Genomic DNA, 18,164 nt, shown 5'->3' on the forward strand with positions numbered 1-18,164 from the left:
GGCCCGAAACACGCTGGCTCAAGGACCTGTTATGAGTGATCAACCCATTATCTTTGAAGAGTGGAAAACCGGCGATGGCGCGCTGATCGCCGTGGCCAGGCTGAATACGCCCAAAACGCTGAATTCGTTGTCTCTGGAGATGATCCGGTTGCTGACGCCGCAACTGAAGCGCTGGGCGGAAGACCCTGCTGTCCAGGCCGTCTGGCTGGAATCCGAGGGCGACAAGGCATTCTGCGCCGGGGGGGATATTGTCGCCCTGTATCGCAGCATGACCGAGCCCCAGGGCGCCAGTGAAGGTGAAGCATTCTTCAATGAGGAATATGAACTGGATTACCTGATCCATACCTTCGCGAAACCGATCGTGTGCTGGGGTCACGGCATCGTGATGGGTGGCGGCATGGGCATTATGGAGGGCGCCTCCCACCGGGTGGTGACTGAAGCCTCGAAACTTGCCATGCCCGAGATCACCATCGGTCTCTACCCTGACGTAGCTGCCGGCTGGTTCCTCAACCGGACGCCCGGTCGCACCGGTCTGTTTCTGGGCCTGACCGGCGCCCGCCTAAACGGTGCCGATGCAATCTTCACCGGCCTTGCGGATCGCTTCATCCGGCATGATCTGAAGGCCGAGGTTATTGCCGAGCTTTGCAAGCGCGACTGGCAGGGAGAGGATCCCCATGCGGTGGTCGGTAGCGTGCTTCGCCAATACGAGCGTGAGAGCGCCGACGCCATGCCGGAATCACCGGTGCGCACTCATTTCGATGAGATCAACCGGGTTAGCGATGCCGACTCCCTGGAAGCAACGGTTAACCAGCTGAAAGAGCTGTCCGGTGGCGACGGATGGGTGGCGAAGGCGACCCGCTCCCTGGCTGGTGCGTCACCCACATCCCTGGCTTTGGTCTGGCGGCACCTGCACGGCTGCAAACACGACAGCCTGAAAGAGGTGCTCGACAAGGAATTAGTGCTTTCCACCAAATGCCTGACCAAGGGCGAGTTTGCCGAAGGCATCCGCGCGCTTCTGATCGACAAGGACCAGCAGCCCCGCTGGCGCTATGCGTCCCTTGCCGAAATGGACAGCGCATGGATCGACGATTTTTTTAGCTGATCTATTACAAGAACAAGGAGAAAAAACATGGCAAAGATTACCTTCATCGGTCTCGGTAACATGGGCGGCCCAATGGCCGGAAACCTGGTAAAAGCCGGCCACGAGGTCACCGTATTCGACCTGTCCAAAGACGCTGTTGCTGCCCTGGTGTCCGAAGGCGCAAAAACGGCAGACACGGCCCATGAAGCCGCCAATGGCGCTGAGTGTGTCATCACCATGCTGCCTGCCGGGCAACATGTGGAAGCGGTTTACCTGGGGGATGATGGTCTGCTGGCAAAACTGCCGGCTGGCACCCTGGTGATTGATTCTTCCACTATCGCACCGGAAACAGCCCGAGGTGTGGCCGAAGTGGCACGAGCAAAGGATATCCCGTTCCTCGATGCGCCGGTATCCGGCGGAGTGGGCGGTGCCAAGGCCGGTACGCTGACCTTCATTTGCGGTGGCTCGGAAGAGGCCTTCAACAAGGCCAAGCCGATTCTCGATGCCATGGGCAAGAACATCTTCCACGCCGGTGATCATGGCTCCGGCCAGGTGGCCAAGATCTGCAACAACATGCTGCTGGCCATCCTTATGTCCGGTACCAGCGAAGCGCTGGCATTGGGCGTGAAAAACGGTCTGGATCCGGCGGTGCTCTCGGAAATCATGAAACAGAGCTCTGGTGGCAACTGGGCGTTGAACGTCTACAACCCCTGGCCAGGTGTGATGGAAGGCGTTCCCGCGTCCCGTAACTACGAGGGCGGCTTCCTGGTCAATCTGATGACCAAGGATCTTGGGCTGGCGTTCGACAACGCCGTCAAGAACCAGGCTTCCATTCCCATGGGCTCTCTGGCCCGCAACCTGTTCCAGCTCCATGCGGGGCAGGGCAATGGAAATCTGGACTTCTCCAGTATCCAGCGGCTCTACAAGCCCGAGTAAAGCGCTATCGGGGTCAGATGAAGTATTTCATCTGACCCCAGCCATCTTCCGGTTTTTGCGACCAGCCGCTGGATTTTCCGGGTCAGTGCTGGTACTTTTCCCGCCAGTTGTTATTCGGTAGCCCAATCAGGGATGTGGTTGGCCAAAGGCTGCCGGGAACAGGACATAACCATACCTTCAGGGATTGAAGATATGCCCCAGGCAAGCGGATTGCAGTTCACCGCCCGTGTTGGCGGACTCCCCTCAGATTTATTTTCCGTGGTTGGCTTCGCACTGACCGAACGCCTTTCCGAGGTGTTTCAGGGTCGTATTGAGCTGGCCAGTACCGACCCATCCATTAGGGCTGCAGAGATTCTGGAGCAACCAGTTGATCTTGTTATCTGGCAGGACGGCATGCCGCTCAGGCGGTTTACCGGGGTGGTCAACGAATTCGTTCGGGGCGATGCCGGTCACCGGCGTACCCGCTATGAATTGAGTATCCAGCCGCCGCTCTGGCGCCTTGGGATGATGCACAACAGCCGGCTTTTCCAGACCCAGAGCACCGACACGATCGTAAGGACTCTGCTTGAGGAACGCGGCATTATCGATTCGGTTTTCGATCTGAAGCGCGCCCCTGAGCAACGTGAGTATTGTGTTCAGCATCGAGAAAGCGACCTGGCCTTTCTCGAGCGCCTCGCGGCTGAAGAGGGCTGGCATTATCGCTATGAACACGGGAGCGTGGACGCGGACACACAGCCGGCGCTTGTAATCGCCGACCATCATGGCGATGCGCCGAAGCTGGAGCCGGCAGAATATAACGCCAGAGCCGGCGGCAGCAGCAGGCGCCCGGTCGTGTACCGATTTCGATATGAAGAGCGGGTGCGGGTGGCCTCTGTGGCCATGAAGGATTATACCTTTAAGAATCCCGCCTATGCTTTGATGCATCAGCATGCTTCCGGCGACCTGAAGCACCGGGAAGATTACCAGCACTACGATTACCCCGGCCGCTTCAAGGCCGACGCCAGTGGCCAGCCTTTTACCGAAGCCAGACTGCAATCCCTTCGCAATGATGCCAGTACCGCATCCGGCGAGAGCAACCGCCCGGATTTCAGCGCCGGCGCCAAGGTTGAACTGAAGGAGCACGACAGCGACGCCCTGAATCGGGAATGGCTGCTGACAGCCGTCACCCACACTGGCACTCAGCCCCAGGCATTGGAAGAGGAGGGCGGCAGCGAACCTACCACTTACCACAACCAGTTCAAGGCCATACCTGCAGATCTGACCTGGTGCCCGCAGACGCCGCACCGCCCCCTGATGGACGGCCCACAAATCGCGATTGTCACCGGCCCGGAAGGCGAGGAGATTCACTGCGACGAATATGGTCGGGTGAAAGTGCGGTTTCCCTGGGATCGTTATTCAAAGAATGATGAGCACAGCAGCGCCTGGCTCCGAGTCAGCCAGGGCTGGGCCGGTGGCCAGTATGGTTTCATGGCCCTGCCGCGAATTGGCCACGAAGTGATTGTCTCCTTCCTCGACGGTGACCCGGACCAGCCGATCATCACCGGCCGAACCCATCACGTGACGAACACGCCACCCTATGGGCTGCCGGAGCACAAAACCCGCACCACCCTGAAAACGAAAACCCACAAGGGCGAGGGCAGCAACGAACTGAGGTTTGAGGATGAGGCGGAGCAGGAACAGATCTACGTCCATGCCCAGAAAGACCTGGATCTGCTCACCGAGAACAACCGCACGGAGGTGATTCGTAACGACAGTCACCGCACAGTCGAAAACAACGATTTCAGTCACGTGAAAGGCAATGAGCACCGCACTGTCGATGGTGAACAGCGTGAGTCGGTCGGAAGTGATTACAGCCTCTCCATCGGTGGCAGTCTTCACAGCAAGCAGGGCAAAAGCCAGCTCGTTGAAGCTGGCACCGAGATCCACCATAAAGCGGGTATGAAGGTAGTAATCGAGGCGGGCGCCGAACTCACGCTCAAAGCAGGTGGTAGCTTTCTGAAGCTGGATCCCAGTGGCGTTACGGTCTCCGGGCCTTCGGTGCGCATGAACTCTGGCGGTGGGCCTGGGAGTGGGAGTGGGGTTTCAGCCAAGGTGCCTGCACTACCGCGCAGCTTGAGTGAAATTTCAGATACGAATGAACCGGAACGGCTTGCTGAAACAGATACCCGGGCTTTAGCGGGTCCCACGCCAAGCTCGGTGCAGGCGCTGAAAATAGCGGCCAGGAACGATGTTGCACTGGTCAAGCAATGCGGGCGCAAGTCGGATGGCACCTGCGCCCTCTCATCCTGTTCATGCGAGGGCGTGACTGCATGATAGGGCTGGATGAAACAACCAGGGCGAAGGCCTACATTCTTTTCGACGGTGCGTTGTTTGATGCACCGCGCTTCATCTACGAGCATGACGATCAGCCCGAGCTGGAATATCTGTTCTTGGGCACGCCACATGAAGCCGCTTTGGAAGTAACCCCGTGTCTGGTCAAACCTTCCGAGGCCACACGGCTCTGGCGAGCCCCATCTGTTTGGCAGGATAAAGCGATTATCGTTGTCTCGGATGAAAGCCTTCCGCTTGTGGCGGGTCATTTGCGCAGTTTGCTCAGTGTGCAGATGCCGGATGGGGGATTCTCCTATTTGCGCTATTACGCACCCAAGCAGCTCACGCGGCTGATGTCTGCATTAAATGAGCAAGAACGCGCTCGCTTTAGCGGGCCAGTCAGAGAGTGGCTGGTCTTCCAGCCGGACGGAGAGCTATCCCGGTTCGATTCAGATGGCTCGCAACTCGCCAGGAAAGCCGTTGAGGAAGGCTGGTTTCTGCTTACTGATATTCATGTGGCGGCGCTGTCAGAGAGCGCCAGGCATGAATTCGTCGAGAAGTTGGGCCGCTTTCTCGACATCAAGGATCGAGCACGGTTGGAGCACTGGATCAATGAGGCAACCGCGCTGGGTTTTCGAACCGAAAAGGAGGTTAGCCGTTACGCAGAGCTGGCTGTGGTTCACGGGGAGCGGATCAAGCTTGCCGAAATCCGCACCATTCTGTCTGACTCTGAGGTCTCGACTGGCGCACGTCTGGAAGCAGCTGATAACCATTTGGCATACGGAGTTGCCTGATGAATTCTGAATACACCGTTCGCTCCGGCGACACCCTCAGTGCGATTGCACAACGGCATCAAACGACCCTCAGCAGCCTGATGCGGCTGAATCCTGAAATTGAGAACCCGGATCGAATCTTCCCGGGACAACCGCTCAAGATTCCGGCGGCTAACGAGGAGCAATTCTCCAGCTGTGACGTGGGTTCTGTTGCCCAGGAGCCATCCTGTTCCGAAGAAATCGTGGAAGTTGTTCACGTAACCGGAGCGGACGACCTGATTCTTTTGACTGAGGCGGAATTGGCGGAGTGGGTCGAAGAAGAGGAATTTGTTTGTGGTCCGATAACCGAATTCTACCGCAAGCTTGACGGACTCGATGAAGGCGAGACCGATTCTGAACTTGGCGCGACTGAAGGCGAAGGGCAACTGTTGTCTGAAGTGCAGGAGGAGAAAGAGCGGCTGATAAACGAACTTGAGGCTCGCTCAGTCCTGACCACCGACATGCAGTCCATCCCACCGATTACTGAGATAAAGCGGTTGGCTGGCAATAAACACGTCACTTTCGTGCGCTCTGACAAGATCGCGAACCACCCTCGCCGGTATCCGATGGCATCGCGAGACAGCGAGCGCAGCAAGGGGTGGCTGACCGAGAACGGCGTTGATCCAGCGAAGCTTCGAGACGCTATCCGTAGCGAACTCAACGTCAAGTTCAACGCAACCCTCTGGGAGCCGGATAAGAATGGCGCGCTTATGACGACGTTGAACAAGTTTTACGATGAGGCATCCTGGTCCATCTGGGGAGACACGGAAGCCAGGCGGGAAGCGGTCGACGAAACCGGGTTTGATGCCTCCGCAGAGGCACAGTTCATGCGCTTTGCTGCCGGCGCGGCAGCTTCGGGTGAATTTGATCCGCGCAAGGGAAAAGTGCATTTCCAGGCGAAAGCGGAAGCGCAGTATGCGCTGGCGCAGGGCAAGGTTGGTGTTGAGCAGGCGTTTCCGGTGAATAACCGCTCGGAAATCAGGATTCCTTATCGGGTTGGAGGCTGGGATGGCGAGCGAAGAGTTGCTTCGTTGGGGCATTTTCAGGCTGCAATTAATGCCTCGCTCTCGGGTTTCGCCGGCGCTTCAGCTCTTATTGCTGGCAATGTCCACGTGTCCACAAAAGATGGCCTTCCCACTCTCAAGGGAATTGCGTCGAGGAAGAGCGGGCAAAAAGCGGGGGGCGAGGCAGGCGTATTTGCAGGCATTCGTGGCGGCTGTGAGGTGTCGGGAGAATTGCGCTGGAAGGACGTACTGACCGATAAGCGTGAGTGGGAAAGGCTTTGTCGTGTAGGTAAGAAGGTCGAGGCAGCGTTGGGGGCTGGGGCAGAGGCCGACCTCAGGCTGTTATTCAGCCCGGAGACTGGCAAATTTTATGTAAACGCACACGCCGGGCTTGTGCTAGGCGTGGGGCCATCCGGAAGCTTTCTCTTGGAGATCGAGACTCAGAAAGTCATTCGGATGCTCCATTTCGTTTACAACGCACTGATGGATGTGGACTTCAGATATTTAGAGCTCTTTGATTCGAATAGTTCCGCCTTTGAGTGGTACCAGCGAATTAGTTTGTATGCCCTTGGTAGGGGACTGTCTGCCGTTGCGGCTGCGGAAGAATTTGCCAACTCCATGGCGACAGAGATCGTTCGATTTGTCGAGTCGTTTTTCGTAAACCGTGCTCGTGAGGAGCGGGGTCATGAATTAGCTTACAACGTGGTCGTCGATTTGGCGTTGGCCGAGGACTCTGTGTTTAGGCATTCCCCTCCTGAAGTAAAAGGGGTGGTATTGGACAATATTCTTTATGACTGGTGGGTGACCCCTAATTTGTGGGGTGACGATGACATCAAAATTACGGCTGTTAAGCAGATAATGGAAACCTTTCAGGGTTGGCGCGATTTCGAGGAAACCGTTATGCGAATGAACCCTGAAGGTTTTGCGAGGCAAGAGGATTTTGACTCGAATGTTGAGCGACTTTTTGCGTTCATTGGGAAAAACAAAGCGGATCAGCGCATGTTCATACTTGGGCTTCAAGGCCAAAGGGCAATTGCGGGAAGGCCCGTGAAAATGGATCCTTTCAACGTCTGCCGTATTTGTAGGATCGGCTAAGGAAAAATTACATATGGTTCTGAAAAACCGTTTGCAGCTGGGTTTGTTGGTGGTGCTTGCAACCTCATTACCTGCATGTGAGAGATTTGGTAATGGCTCGGCCGATGCGGTTTCGCGGATCAAGCAAAAAGCGATTGAAAACCTGGTATTTGTTGAGGGAGGTATTTTTGAGTTGGGTGACGTGGGACACTCGAATGGTTCGCCTTATGTAGTTTTAACGGATCACGCCCGGCCTGCGGTCGAGGTCAGCGTCGATAGCTACTCAATCTCCAAATACGAGACAACTTGGGGAGAAATGCACGTCTATTACGAGAAAGTTGGACACATTTCCTTGTATGAGGGGTCGGGGTATGACGAGAAATTTATCGCCGAACCAAGTGAAGATCCCCTGTCTCCTTATTTCCATCTTAAACCCGCCAGGACCCCAAACTACCATGAAGCAGAAGGCTACTGCGCCTGGTTAGGCGATCAAACCGGTTTACCTTTTGCACTGCCTACGGAAGCTCAGTGGGAATATGCAGCGAGAAGCCGGGGAAAGAAAGTGCCTTATGCGACCAACACGGGAGAAAAAGCTCCGGATACTTATTTGCAGAGACCCGTGCAATACATTGATCCGAGCACACCTCCATCGGGCAACATGCTTAGCCATGATTTCAGTGTGATGGAGCGTCGTCCTGTGGGGTCCTATCCGCCAAATTCAATTGGTATTCACGATATGACGGGTAACGTCGCTGAATGGACTCAGGATTGGTTTAAATCTGACTATTACGTGGAGGCCGGCTTTGATAATCCAGGAGGTCCTCAGAAGCCGGTAGATCCTGCAAATCCTGAGAAGACTGTTCGAGACTGGGCTGGTATGGGGGGTAGCTTTGGCGGCGGTGATACTGTGTTTGCGAGAAGCGGAGGATCTGTTGACTCAGGGAGCATAGGCTTCCGCTGCGTCGTCAATCATCCTGAGCCGATAAACTAACGAAAGGGCAGGAAGCCCTTGATAAAAGCGAAGTGCCCATCTTGGGCAAGTTGATCGGCAGCCAACTAATCGTCTCTGCCTTTCATTACGATTCAAGGAGGAAAATTATGAGTGACATGGAGCTGAAGGTATCCAAGCAAAAGAACCGCTTGTTGGCACTTTTTCTTGCAGGTTTTCTAGGGCTTTTCGGCGCAGATCGGTTTTACCTTGGTAAGTGGAAATCGGGCGTTGGAAAAGCTTTGACATTCGGGGGACTAGGTATCTGGTGGTTCTTTGACTGTGCTGCCATGTTGATAGATGCATTTCTTCACTCACTTGGCAGAGATACTGGCTTTGTGAAGGATGCTCAAGGACGTGATCTGCGTTACGGCCTTTCAATGTACAGATTGAAGGATGGTCGTCTGCAAAGGGATTGGTTTACGGGCTAAACATTTGGTTTTCGAAACTTTGGCTGCTGTTTCTAGTGAACCTCCCGTAACCCTCTCCCGGATGCGCCCGCTAACCGGTGAAGGTAGACTGACCGTTTTGAACGCTGGCCCGGATTCTCCCGGGCCAAGTTATTTCCACGGCATGCAGGGTTCATCATGGACGGCCAATCCACTAATAACGAACCGGCGGGCGAGAACAAGCGCCCGCTGATTTCATCAGATCTCGCCACGCCGATCTACGGGTTGTTCGGCCTGGGGATCCTTTACACCCTGTACGTGGCTCACCAGATTGTTCTGCCCATCATTCTCGCGGTAATGACGAGCCTGCTGCTTTCGCCTCTGGTCAAGAAGGCATACCTAAAGTGGCGGATTCCCCGGATGATCAGTTCTCTGATTTTCGTGCTGTTGGTGCTGGCGGGAATCGTCGGCATAACTCTGGCGGTGGCAACCCCGGCGTTGAAGTGGGCGGAAGAGGTGCCCCAGGGCATTTCGCGCTTGCTCGTTGGCGAGAGTGAAATCAGCCGCCAGATCGCGAAAGTCACAGAATCCGCGGAGCAGGTTGAAAAGTCCGTGGAGGAGCTTTCAGAGTCGGAACAACAGCAGCCAACCGCAGTTGTTCTACAAACGGACTCCTGGCGCAGCCAGTTAATGGCCAAGGCCCGAAATGCGATCGCCGGCCTGGCGCTGGCACTGGCATTGACCTATTTTCTGCTGGTCAGCGGTGATCGTCTGATCAAGAATTTTGTCCGTCAGTTGCCCATTGATCAGCGGAAAACGGTACTTCGGATTACCCACGATTCCCAGCATCAGATTGCCCAGTACCTGGGTGTTCTCAGCCTGAGTAATCTGGCAGTGGGCACCACAACCGGGCTGATCTGCTGGGCGGTCGGGCTGCCGGATCCGGCTGTGTGGGGGCTGGTCGCCGGGCTAGCCCGGTTTATCCCCTATCTGGGGGTTATTCTCTCTATCTCCATGCTTACGATTGTCTCCGCCATCAGCCTTGATGAGTTCTGGATGATGGCCATTGCGCCGCTGGGATTCCTCGGTTTGACCACGCTGGTCGGTTTTTTCATCGAACCCTGGATTCACGGCTTTCGGATGGCGATCAATCCGGTGATTATCTTTGTCTCGATTTTCTTCTGGGGCTGGCTCTGGGGCCCGGTTGGCGTGCTTCTGGCGGTACCCCTGATGACGGTCATTCAGGTTGTGCTCAAGCAGATTCCCAAGCTACGCCCGGTGTACAAGGTAATTGCGCGGTAGAGCTGAAGTGCCTTTGAATAATGGATACCCGTAACATGCCCTGACACGCTCCGGAAACTCACCTATCCTCTCTGGATACCCGAAATTCAGCAAACAGGGAGGATCGTCAGCCCATGATCCCGAACACCATGAAAGCCATGGTTCTGACCGGTCACGGTGATGTCGATAAACTGGAGTATCAGGACGTGTCTGTTCCTGCTCCCGGACCGGGAGAGGTGCTTGTCCAGGTGACGGCTACGGCGAAGAACAACACCGACCGCAAAGCGCGGGAAGGGCTGTACCCCACCAAAAAAGGCGAAATGACATCCTTCCAGATGGGCGGAAAGCCCACGCTGGTTTTTCCGCGGATTCAGGGGGCAGACATCGCCGGGCGTGTTGTGGCTGTTGGTGACGGTGTGGACGAGTCTCGTATCGGCGAGCGGGGACTGCTGGATTTCAACATTTACGCCAATGACCGGCGGGACATCAACCTCACACCCGATTACTTCGGGCACGGTGCCGATGGCGGCTATGCGGAATATGTAGCGCTCCCGTCCGACCAGTTCCACCACATACCCAACGCCGAGTTGGCCGATGCCGAAGTCGCGTCCATGGGGATGTGTTCCTATCAGACTGCCATGCACATGCTTACTTCGGCCAACATCAGCGCCGGCGAGCGGGTGCTGGTTACCGGTGCCAGTGGCGGTGTCGGCACGGCCCTGATCCAGCTTTGCCGGATCATGGGGGCCATTCCCTACGCTCTCAGCAAACAGGACAAGGCGTCGGCTCTCCTTGAGTTGGGTGCCGAGGCCGTGCTGGATCGGTCTGATATGGACAGTTTTGTGGATCGTGTGAAAGCGGAAACCGGTGGCAAACCCATCGATGCGGTAATGGACCTGGTCGGCGGTGAGATGACCGATGTGTTCATCGACACCATGATCTTTGATATGAACGCCCGCAGCACCTACCCGCGACTCAGTATTGCCGGCGCCAGCGGCGGCAATATCAGCGAGATTCTGTGGACCCGGATCTACCTGTACCAGGTGCAGATTTTCGGGGTATCCCATGGCACCCGGGAAGAGGCGGAACAACTGATGGCGTGGATCCGGGGAGGGCAGCTGAAACCGGTTCTGCACGGTGCCTTCAAACTCTCCGATCTGCATCGGGCAGAAGAGTATTTCGTGAACCGGGGTAGTAATTATCTCGGCAAGATCGTGATCGTTCCCGACTCAAAATGGGAAGAACACGGCCAACCCTGGTCTCTGGAGAGCGCCTGATGAAACCGGAACTGACCATTCAGTTGATGGATACCCACGCCGGCGGTGATGTCAGCCGGATCGTGACCGGCGGGATTGATCTGTTGCCCGGCGATACCGTTCGGGCGCAGATGGAGTACCTGCGGGATGACGCCGATGGCCTGCGCCGGCTTTTGTTGGAAGAACCATACGGCGTGCCGGAAATGTCCGTGGATTTGCTAGTGCCGCCAACGGATCCCCGGGCCGCAGCCGGTTACATCATCATGGAAGTCATGGGTTACCCCATATACTCAGGCTCCAATACCATCTGTACGGCCACTGCAGTGCTGGAATCGGGCATCGTGCCGAAACAGGAAGGCAAACAGAATTTTCTCCTGGAGTCTCCCGCTGGCCTGGTTCAGATCGAGGCGACGGTGCACGACGGCGTGGTGGAAGCCATCACCTGTGAGGGGTTGCCCAGCTATATCCACACCTACAAGGCCACCATCGACGTGCCCTCGCTGGGTGAGATTACCTACAGTGTTGCCTACAGTGGCGGCTTTTATGCGTTGGTGGACGCGTCCAGTCTGGGCTTTGATCTGACCCTGGACGAAGAGCGCAAGCTGTCGGAAACCGCCCACGCCATCGTTGAGGCCATCCAAGCCGAGCGGGGCTTCTCCCATTACACCCTTGGCGATGTGGGGCCGTTGCCGTTCCTCCACTTCATGGGGCCGGTGGAGCATGTGGCAGAGGGCTATTACCGGTCACGGTCCGCAACCTATGTGCATCCCGGTGTGATCTGCCGGAGCACAACGGGCACCGGCACCTCCGCCCGCCTGGCGCTGATGAATTACGAAGGCAGCATAAAGCCGGGCGACAAGCTCGAGACCGTTTCCCTGAGAGAGACGGGTTTTATCGGGGAATTTACCTCCGTCGAGGAGGAGGGCGAGTACCAGGTGATCAAGAACAGCATCACCGGCAAGGGCTATGTCATCGCCCGCTCCGATATTGTGGTCAACTGCGATGATCCCATGGTTGAGTGCGGATCCCTCCACCACATTCTGTCCAGCCGCCATACCGGAAAAATTACCCCTCAATCCTGAGGCCCTTTTCGGATCCCTGCCCCGGGCGCGGCGGGCCCGCTGCGCCTGGTTTCCCATCTCATAAAACCAGCCGGATTTCTTCCTTTTTGGTCTAAAGTTTACCTTTACGTAAAGTGAAGCCTGTGCTAAACCTTGACCCGTGCTTTCAATGATAAAAACAACAGGAGTTGAGAATGAGCCTTCCGGAATATACCGACGTTTACAACAACTTCGATCCTGCTGCTCTGGAAGCGGACATCCTGGATGGACGTCTGGATAGCGGGCTCAACGTGTGCCACGAAATCTGCGACAAGTGGGCGGATGACCCCAGTCGGGTTGCCCTTTACTACGAAACAGAGGATGGCGGTGACGGCACGCTGACCTTCGCCGAGTTGAAAGAAGCCTCTGCACGGTTCGCCAATTACCTGAAATCCCAGGGCATCGGCAAGGGCGACCGGGTGGCTGCACTCCTGCCGCGCACACCGGAGCTGCTGATCGTTATCGCCGGGACCCTCCGTGCCGGTGCCGTGTATCAGCCACTGTTCACGGCGTTTGGTTCCGGTGCGATCGAATACCGTTTTGAGCGGGCCAGCACCAAGCTGGTGGTGACCAACCCGGAGAACTATCCCAAGCTGAACGACGTCAAAGTCTGCCCGCCGGTGGTGGGCGTCAACGCCAGTGAGATTGGCGCAGACATCCCTGATTTCCGGGAGACCCTGGCGGCCCAGTCCAGTGAGTTCGAGCCTGTCATGATCAAGGGCGACGATCCGTTCCTCCAGATGTTCACCTCCGGCACCGTGGGTAAATCCAAGGGTGTTGCTGTTCCCGCCAAGGCGCTGTTGGCCTTCTACGTCTACATGAAGTACGCCATTGATCTGCAAGACGGCGACAAATTCTGGAACGTGGCCGATCCCGGCTGGGCTTACGGTCTTTACTATGCCGTAGTAGGCCCACTACTGATGGGGTATGCGACCCACTTCAATCCCGGCGGATTTACCCCGGAATCCACCTACGACATGATCCGGAAGTACAAGATCACCAACCTGGCTGCGGCGCCCACTGCCTACCGCCTGCTCAAGGCCAACGATCACGTGCTGCCGGAAGGCGAGAACCTCGGCCTGCGTGTTGCCAGCAGTGCCGGCGAACCTCTTAACCCGGAAGTGGTGAACTGGATTCGCAACCGCCACTTCTGCCCGGTGAAAGATCACTACGGCCAGACCGAAACCGGCATGACCTGCTGCAATTTCCACGGCCTTGAGCACCCTGTTCGCGAAGGTTCCATGGGCTATGCCTCCCCTGGCCATAAAGTCGTCGCTCTGAACGAGAAGAACGAGGAAGTGGGCGAGGGCGAAGTCGGTCAGCTGGCTGTCGATGTAAAAGCCTCCCCGCTGTTCCACTTCGATGGCTACACCTGGGGTGAAAAGGACCCGTTCGTAAACGGCTACTACCTCACTGGCGACATGGTGATCAACCACGGCAATGGCAACTTCTCATTCAGCGGCCGGGACGATGACATCATCACCACCGCCGGCTACCGGGTTGGTCCGGCAGACGTCGAAAGTACACTGCTTGAGCACGCCGCTGTGGCGGAGTCAGGTGTCGTTGGCAAGCCGGACGAAAAGCGCGGTTCCATCATCAAAGCTTATGTGGTGATCAAGGGCGATTACGCTCTTGGAGACGAGCAGGCCCTGAAAGATGAGCTTCAGGAACTGGTGCGCCGCAGGCTCTCTACCCACGCCTTCCCCCGGGAAATTGAGTTTGTTGATGAGCTGCCCAAGACACCCAGTGGAAAAATCCAGCGGTTCGTTCTGCGTAATCAGGCCAAGGAAGAAATCGGCGCATGATCATTACGTTTGAAGAGCTGCAGGCCTTCCTTGACGAGCAGTTTCCGCAGGGGGAAGCCTATGGCACCCTGCAGAAGCTCGGGGATGGCTGGGCAGAGATGAAGCTGGACGTGGATGAGGCGCATCTCAGGCCCGGGGGCACGGTCTCCGGGCCGGCCATGATGGGGTTGGCAGACGTTACCCTGTATGCCGCGCTGTTGAGCAAGATTGGCCTGGTGCCACTGGCGGTGACCACCAATCTGAACATTAATTTTCTGCGCAAGCCGGTGGCCCACCAGCCCATCTGGGCCCGGGCCACCATGCTCAAAGTGGGCCGCACCATGGGTGTGGGTGAGGTGTTTGTATACTCTGAAGGCGCGGAAGAGCCGGTGGCCCACTCCACCATGACCTACTCAATTCCTCCAAACCGGTAACTCCATGCAGATTCGTGACATGATGGTGCCGGTAGGCGACGGTGTTGAGCTGGAAGTGAGGCGGATCCAGCACGCGGAACGGAAAGGGCCGGTGCTGGTTTTTCTCCATGAATCCCTTGGCAGCATCGCTCTGTGGCGGAAGTTCCCGGAAAAACTGGCGAAAGCCACTGGCTGTGATGCGCTGATCTACAATCGGCAGGGCTATGGCCATTCTTCCGACGAAGAACTCCCTCGCCCTTACGATTATCTTGAGGTTGCCGGCCATCGTTGGTTGCCCCGGTTGCTGGACAAGCTCGAAATCGAGGAAGTTGTGCTGATAGGGCACAGCGACGGCGGTTCCATTGCCCTCGTGGCTGCCGGCGAATTGAATGGCCGTGTGAAGGCTCTGATAACCATGGCCGCACACATCTATGCGGATCACCTCACTCTCGCTGGCATAGAAGAGATGGCCGTTCGCTACCGGGAGACGGATATACGGGATCGTTTGGCCCGCTATCACGGTAACCGGACAGACGACCTGTTCAACGCCTGGCAGACAGTCTGGCGAGACGAAGGTTTCCATGCAGCCATGGATTTCAGTCACTGGCTGGCGGCCATCGAATGTCCGGCTATCATCATTCAGGGGGAGAACGATGAATACGGCGTGCCTGAGCAGGTAACCGATATTGTCGCAGGTATCGGGGAAAATGCCCGCGGGGTTTCTCTTGAAGACGCTGGGCACTCGCCGCACCTGGAAAAGCAGGACCAGGTAGTAGACCTTCTATACGACTTTTTGCGTAGCGAGAGTGTACTTAAAAACTGCAATTAAGTGTTGACGTTTACGTATACGTCAATCTAATCTGGTAGTCAGATAAAACGCACAACAATAACAAAGGTAGATTGGCTCATGAGTGAACAGTACGTTCTGGAGACCCGTAACCTTGTCAAAGAATTCAAGGGCTTTGTTGCGGTCGACGACGTGAACCTCAAGGTTCAGAAAGGCCACATTCACGCCCTGATCGGTCCCAATGGTGCCGGCAAGACTACGGTCTTCAATCTGCTCACCAAATTCCTGATCCCGACCCGGGGCCAGATCCTGTTCAAGGGTCAGGACATCACCACCATGAAGTCCGCCGCTATTGCCCGCCAAGGCATTGTTCGTTCTTTTCAGATCTCAGCCGTATTCCCACACATGACCGCGCTGGAGAACATCCGGGTTGCCTTACAGACCTTCGAGGGCACCTCCTTCAGTTTCTGGAAATCCGGTAATTCGCTGCACAAGCTCAACCAGCGTTGCATGGAGCTTCTGGATGCAGTGGGCCTGGCTGAATTCGCCAACACCACCACAGTAGAGCTGGCTTATGGCCGCAAACGGGCGCTGGAACTGGCGACCACGCTTGCCATGGAGCCCCAACTGCTGTTGCTCGACGAGCCGACCCAGGGCATGGGTTCGGAAGACGTTGATCGCGTTGTGGAACTGGTACGCAAGGCTGCGGAGGGGCGAACTGTCCTGATGGTTGAGCACAACCTCAGTGTGGTCAGCAAGCTGTGTGATCGCATCACCGTGCTGGCCCAGGGTGCCGTTCTGACCGAAGGCGACTACGCAACGGTTTCCAGCGATCCACGGGTTCGCGAGGTTTATATGGGGAGTGATGGTAGCGGAGAGCGCGGCACCACCGCCGACAGTGATCAGGCGGAGGCAGCGCAATGACCACGAAATCCGATCGCGAGTACGAACAGCTCCGTCTGTCCGGATTGCATGCCTTTTACGGCGAATCTCACATCCTCCACGGCATCGACATGGTCGTGAACCGGGGAGAGCTGGTGACTTTGTTGGGCCGCAATGGCGCGGGCCGAAGCACAACGCTTAAAGCCATCATGAATATGGTTGGCCGTCGAACCGGCTCCATTATGATCAATGGTGAGGAGACAATGTCCTGTGCGCCTCATCATATTGCCAGGTTGGGTGTCGGGTATTGCCCCGAACATCGGGGCATTTTTTCCTCACTCAGTGTTCAGGAGAACCTGACACTGCCACCGGTCGTGCGAAGCGGCGGCATGAGTCTGGAAGAAATCTACAACATGTTCCCCAACCTCTATGAACGACGCTTCAGCCAGGGCACCAAGCTGTCCGGTGGTGAGCAGCAGATGCTGGCCATGGCGCGGATTCTGCGCACCGGCGCCAATATGCTGTTGCTTGACGAGATCACCGAGGGCCTGGCGCCGGTTATTGTAGAAAAGCTGGGAGAGGTCCTCATTGCCCTGAAAAACAAGGGCCTGACCATTGTCCTGGTCGAACAGAATTTCCACTTCGCAGCACCGTTAGCCGACCGTCATTACGTTGTTGAGCACGGTCAGATTGTGGAAGAAGTCAGCGCCAACGAACTGAGTGCAAAGCAGTCGGTGCTGGATAGCTATTTGGGGGTCTGATCCCGGATAGGACGAGAGCAAGAAAAGTAACAACAACCCGAACCAACGCAAGACAGTAGCGGAGATACAACAATGACAATGATGAAAAAGCTTCTGACATCAGCCGTTGCATCAGCCATGATGGCAGGCGGAGCCCAGGCGGCCATTTCCAACGACACGGTCAAGATCGGTTATCTGGCGGACATGTCCGGCACTTACCGTGACCTGGCAGGACCAAATGGCCTGAAGGCTCTGGAAATGGCCATCGCTGATTTTGGCGGGCAGGTAAACGGTGCCAAGATCGAAGTGGTCAGCGCCGATGACCGTAACAGCCCGGATACTTCCTCCAGCACCGTTCGTCGCTGGGTTGAGAACGAGGACGTAGACCTCGTAGCTGGTATGGTCGCTTCCTCTGTTTCCATTGCCGTGAGCAAAATCCTGGAAGAGAACGATCGCCTGGGGATCATCTCCGGTTCAGCTGCTTCCAGCATTACCAACGAACACTGTACCCCCAACCACATCCACTATGTTTACGACACCTACCCGCTGGCCAACGGTACTGCCAGTGCGGTCGTTAAAGAGGGTGGCAAAACCTGGTACATGCTGACTGCCGACTACGCCTTCGGTCATGCACTGGAAGGCGATGTAACACGCGTTGTTGAAGCCAACGGTGGTGAAATTGTTGGTGCTGTGCGCCATCCGTTCCCGACCCAGGACTTCTCATCGTTCATCCTCCAGGCTCAGGCATCTGGTGCTGATGTTATCGGTCTGGCAAACGCAGGCGCTGATACCACCAACGCCATCACCACCGCCAGTGAGTTCGGTGTAACCCAGTCTGGCCAGACTCTGGCTGCACTTCTGCTGTTCCTGACCGACGTTCACGCGCTCGGTGCGCAGACGGCCCAGGGCATTCAGCTCACCACCGGTTGGTACTGGGACATGAATGATGATACCCGCGAGTGGTCTGATCGCTTCATGGAAGAAACCGGCGTTCGTCCGACCATGGTTCACGCAGGTATCTATTCAAGCACCATGCAGTACCTGAAAGCTGTTGAGGCGACCGGTTCTGACGATGCCCAGACTGTGCGCAAGCAGATGATGGATACCCCCATCAATGACATGTTTGCCAAGAACGGCAAGATCCGTGTTGATGGCCGCATGGTGCATGATATGTACCTGGCGGAAGTGAAGACCCCGGCCGAGTCCAAGAACGAGTGGGATCTGTACAAGATCCTGCGGACCATCCCGGCCGAAGAGTCTTACCGTCCGCTCTCCGAGAGCAAGTGCAAACTGGTCAATAACTAAAAGCGACCGTTTTGGGTTCGTC

At 56.4% G+C, this 18,164-nt stretch carries 16 protein-coding genes; all 16 read left to right on the forward strand.

Going from position 1 to position 18,164, the window contains the following annotated elements:
• Positions 1 to 31: 31 nt before the first annotated feature.
• The 16 genes from ACO06L_RS20265 (at position 32) to ACO06L_RS20340 (ending at position 18,142) form a co-directional block, all read left to right on the forward strand.
• Positions 32 to 1,102: an enoyl-CoA hydratase/isomerase family protein gene (locus tag ACO06L_RS20265; protein WP_202347198.1), complete on the forward strand. Its 1,071-nt coding sequence runs from the start codon at positions 32 to 34 to the stop codon at positions 1,100 to 1,102.
• Positions 1,103 to 1,129: 27 nt separating this feature from the next.
• Positions 1,130 to 2,017 carry a 3-hydroxyisobutyrate dehydrogenase gene (gene mmsB / locus ACO06L_RS20270; protein ID WP_202347199.1) on the forward strand — a complete coding sequence of 296 codons (888 nt, stop codon included), beginning with the start codon at positions 1,130 to 1,132 and terminating at the stop codon, positions 2,015 to 2,017.
• A 192-nt stretch (positions 2,018 to 2,209) separates the two neighbouring features.
• Complete coding sequence (locus ACO06L_RS20275; protein WP_202347200.1) at positions 2,210 to 4,330, forward strand: type VI secretion system Vgr family protein; 2,121 nt, start codon at positions 2,210 to 2,212, stop codon at positions 4,328 to 4,330.
• Positions 4,327 to 5,121 carry a DUF4123 domain-containing protein gene (locus tag ACO06L_RS20280; RefSeq protein WP_202347201.1) on the forward strand — a complete coding sequence of 265 codons (795 nt, stop codon included), beginning with the start codon at positions 4,327 to 4,329 and terminating at the stop codon, positions 5,119 to 5,121. Before ACO06L_RS20275 ends, ACO06L_RS20280 begins: the two co-directional genes overlap by 4 nt.
• Positions 5,121 to 7,238: a LysM peptidoglycan-binding domain-containing protein gene (locus ACO06L_RS20285; RefSeq protein WP_202347202.1), complete on the forward strand. Its 2,118-nt coding sequence runs from the start codon at positions 5,121 to 5,123 to the stop codon at positions 7,236 to 7,238. Before ACO06L_RS20280 ends, ACO06L_RS20285 begins: the two co-directional genes overlap by 1 nt.
• Positions 7,239 to 7,251: 13 nt before the next feature.
• A complete protein-coding gene (locus ACO06L_RS20290) occupies positions 7,252 to 8,208 on the forward strand; it encodes a formylglycine-generating enzyme family protein (protein ID WP_064227232.1) in 957 nt (318 codons plus the stop codon).
• 107 nt (positions 8,209 to 8,315) lie between these two features.
• A complete protein-coding gene (locus ACO06L_RS20295) occupies positions 8,316 to 8,636 on the forward strand; it encodes a TM2 domain-containing protein (RefSeq protein ID WP_227715888.1) in 321 nt (106 codons plus the stop codon).
• 156 nt (positions 8,637 to 8,792) lie between these two features.
• Positions 8,793 to 9,896: an AI-2E family transporter gene (locus ACO06L_RS20300; RefSeq protein ID WP_336144586.1), complete on the forward strand. Its 1,104-nt coding sequence runs from the start codon at positions 8,793 to 8,795 to the stop codon at positions 9,894 to 9,896.
• A gap of 113 nt (positions 9,897 to 10,009) precedes the next feature.
• Positions 10,010 to 11,152, forward strand: coding sequence for a zinc-binding dehydrogenase (locus tag ACO06L_RS20305; RefSeq protein ID WP_202348696.1), 1,143 nt, complete (start codon positions 10,010 to 10,012; stop codon positions 11,150 to 11,152).
• A complete protein-coding gene (locus tag ACO06L_RS20310; RefSeq protein WP_202348697.1) occupies positions 11,152 to 12,213 on the forward strand; it encodes a proline racemase family protein in 1,062 nt (353 codons plus the stop codon). Before ACO06L_RS20305 ends, ACO06L_RS20310 begins: the two co-directional genes overlap by 1 nt.
• 173 nt (positions 12,214 to 12,386) lie before the next feature.
• Positions 12,387 to 14,036, forward strand: coding sequence for an AMP-binding protein (locus ACO06L_RS20315; RefSeq protein WP_202348698.1), 1,650 nt, complete (start codon positions 12,387 to 12,389; stop codon positions 14,034 to 14,036).
• A complete protein-coding gene (locus ACO06L_RS20320; RefSeq protein ID WP_202348699.1) occupies positions 14,033 to 14,449 on the forward strand; it encodes a PaaI family thioesterase in 417 nt (138 codons plus the stop codon). Before ACO06L_RS20315 ends, ACO06L_RS20320 begins: the two co-directional genes overlap by 4 nt.
• A 4-nt stretch (positions 14,450 to 14,453) precedes the next feature.
• The gene (locus ACO06L_RS20325) at positions 14,454 to 15,257 is read left to right on the forward strand and encodes an alpha/beta fold hydrolase (protein WP_202348700.1); all 804 of its coding nucleotides are present in this window, start codon (positions 14,454 to 14,456) and stop codon (positions 15,255 to 15,257) included.
• A gap of 78 nt (positions 15,258 to 15,335) precedes the next feature.
• A complete protein-coding gene (locus tag ACO06L_RS20330; protein ID WP_064227238.1) occupies positions 15,336 to 16,139 on the forward strand; it encodes an ABC transporter ATP-binding protein in 804 nt (267 codons plus the stop codon).
• On the forward strand, positions 16,136 to 16,858 hold the full coding sequence (locus ACO06L_RS20335; protein ID WP_064227239.1) for an ABC transporter ATP-binding protein: 723 nt from the start codon (positions 16,136 to 16,138) through the stop codon (positions 16,856 to 16,858). The genes ACO06L_RS20330 and ACO06L_RS20335 overlap by 4 nt, the downstream gene beginning before the upstream one ends.
• A 72-nt stretch (positions 16,859 to 16,930) precedes the next feature.
• A complete protein-coding gene (locus ACO06L_RS20340) occupies positions 16,931 to 18,142 on the forward strand; it encodes an ABC transporter substrate-binding protein (RefSeq protein ID WP_064227240.1) in 1,212 nt (403 codons plus the stop codon).
• The last annotated feature ends 22 nt before the right edge of the window (positions 18,143 to 18,164 follow it).

The sequence above is a fragment of the Marinobacter sp. genome, from assembly GCF_965229985.1.
Lineage (GTDB): Bacteria > Pseudomonadota > Gammaproteobacteria > Pseudomonadales > Oleiphilaceae > Marinobacter.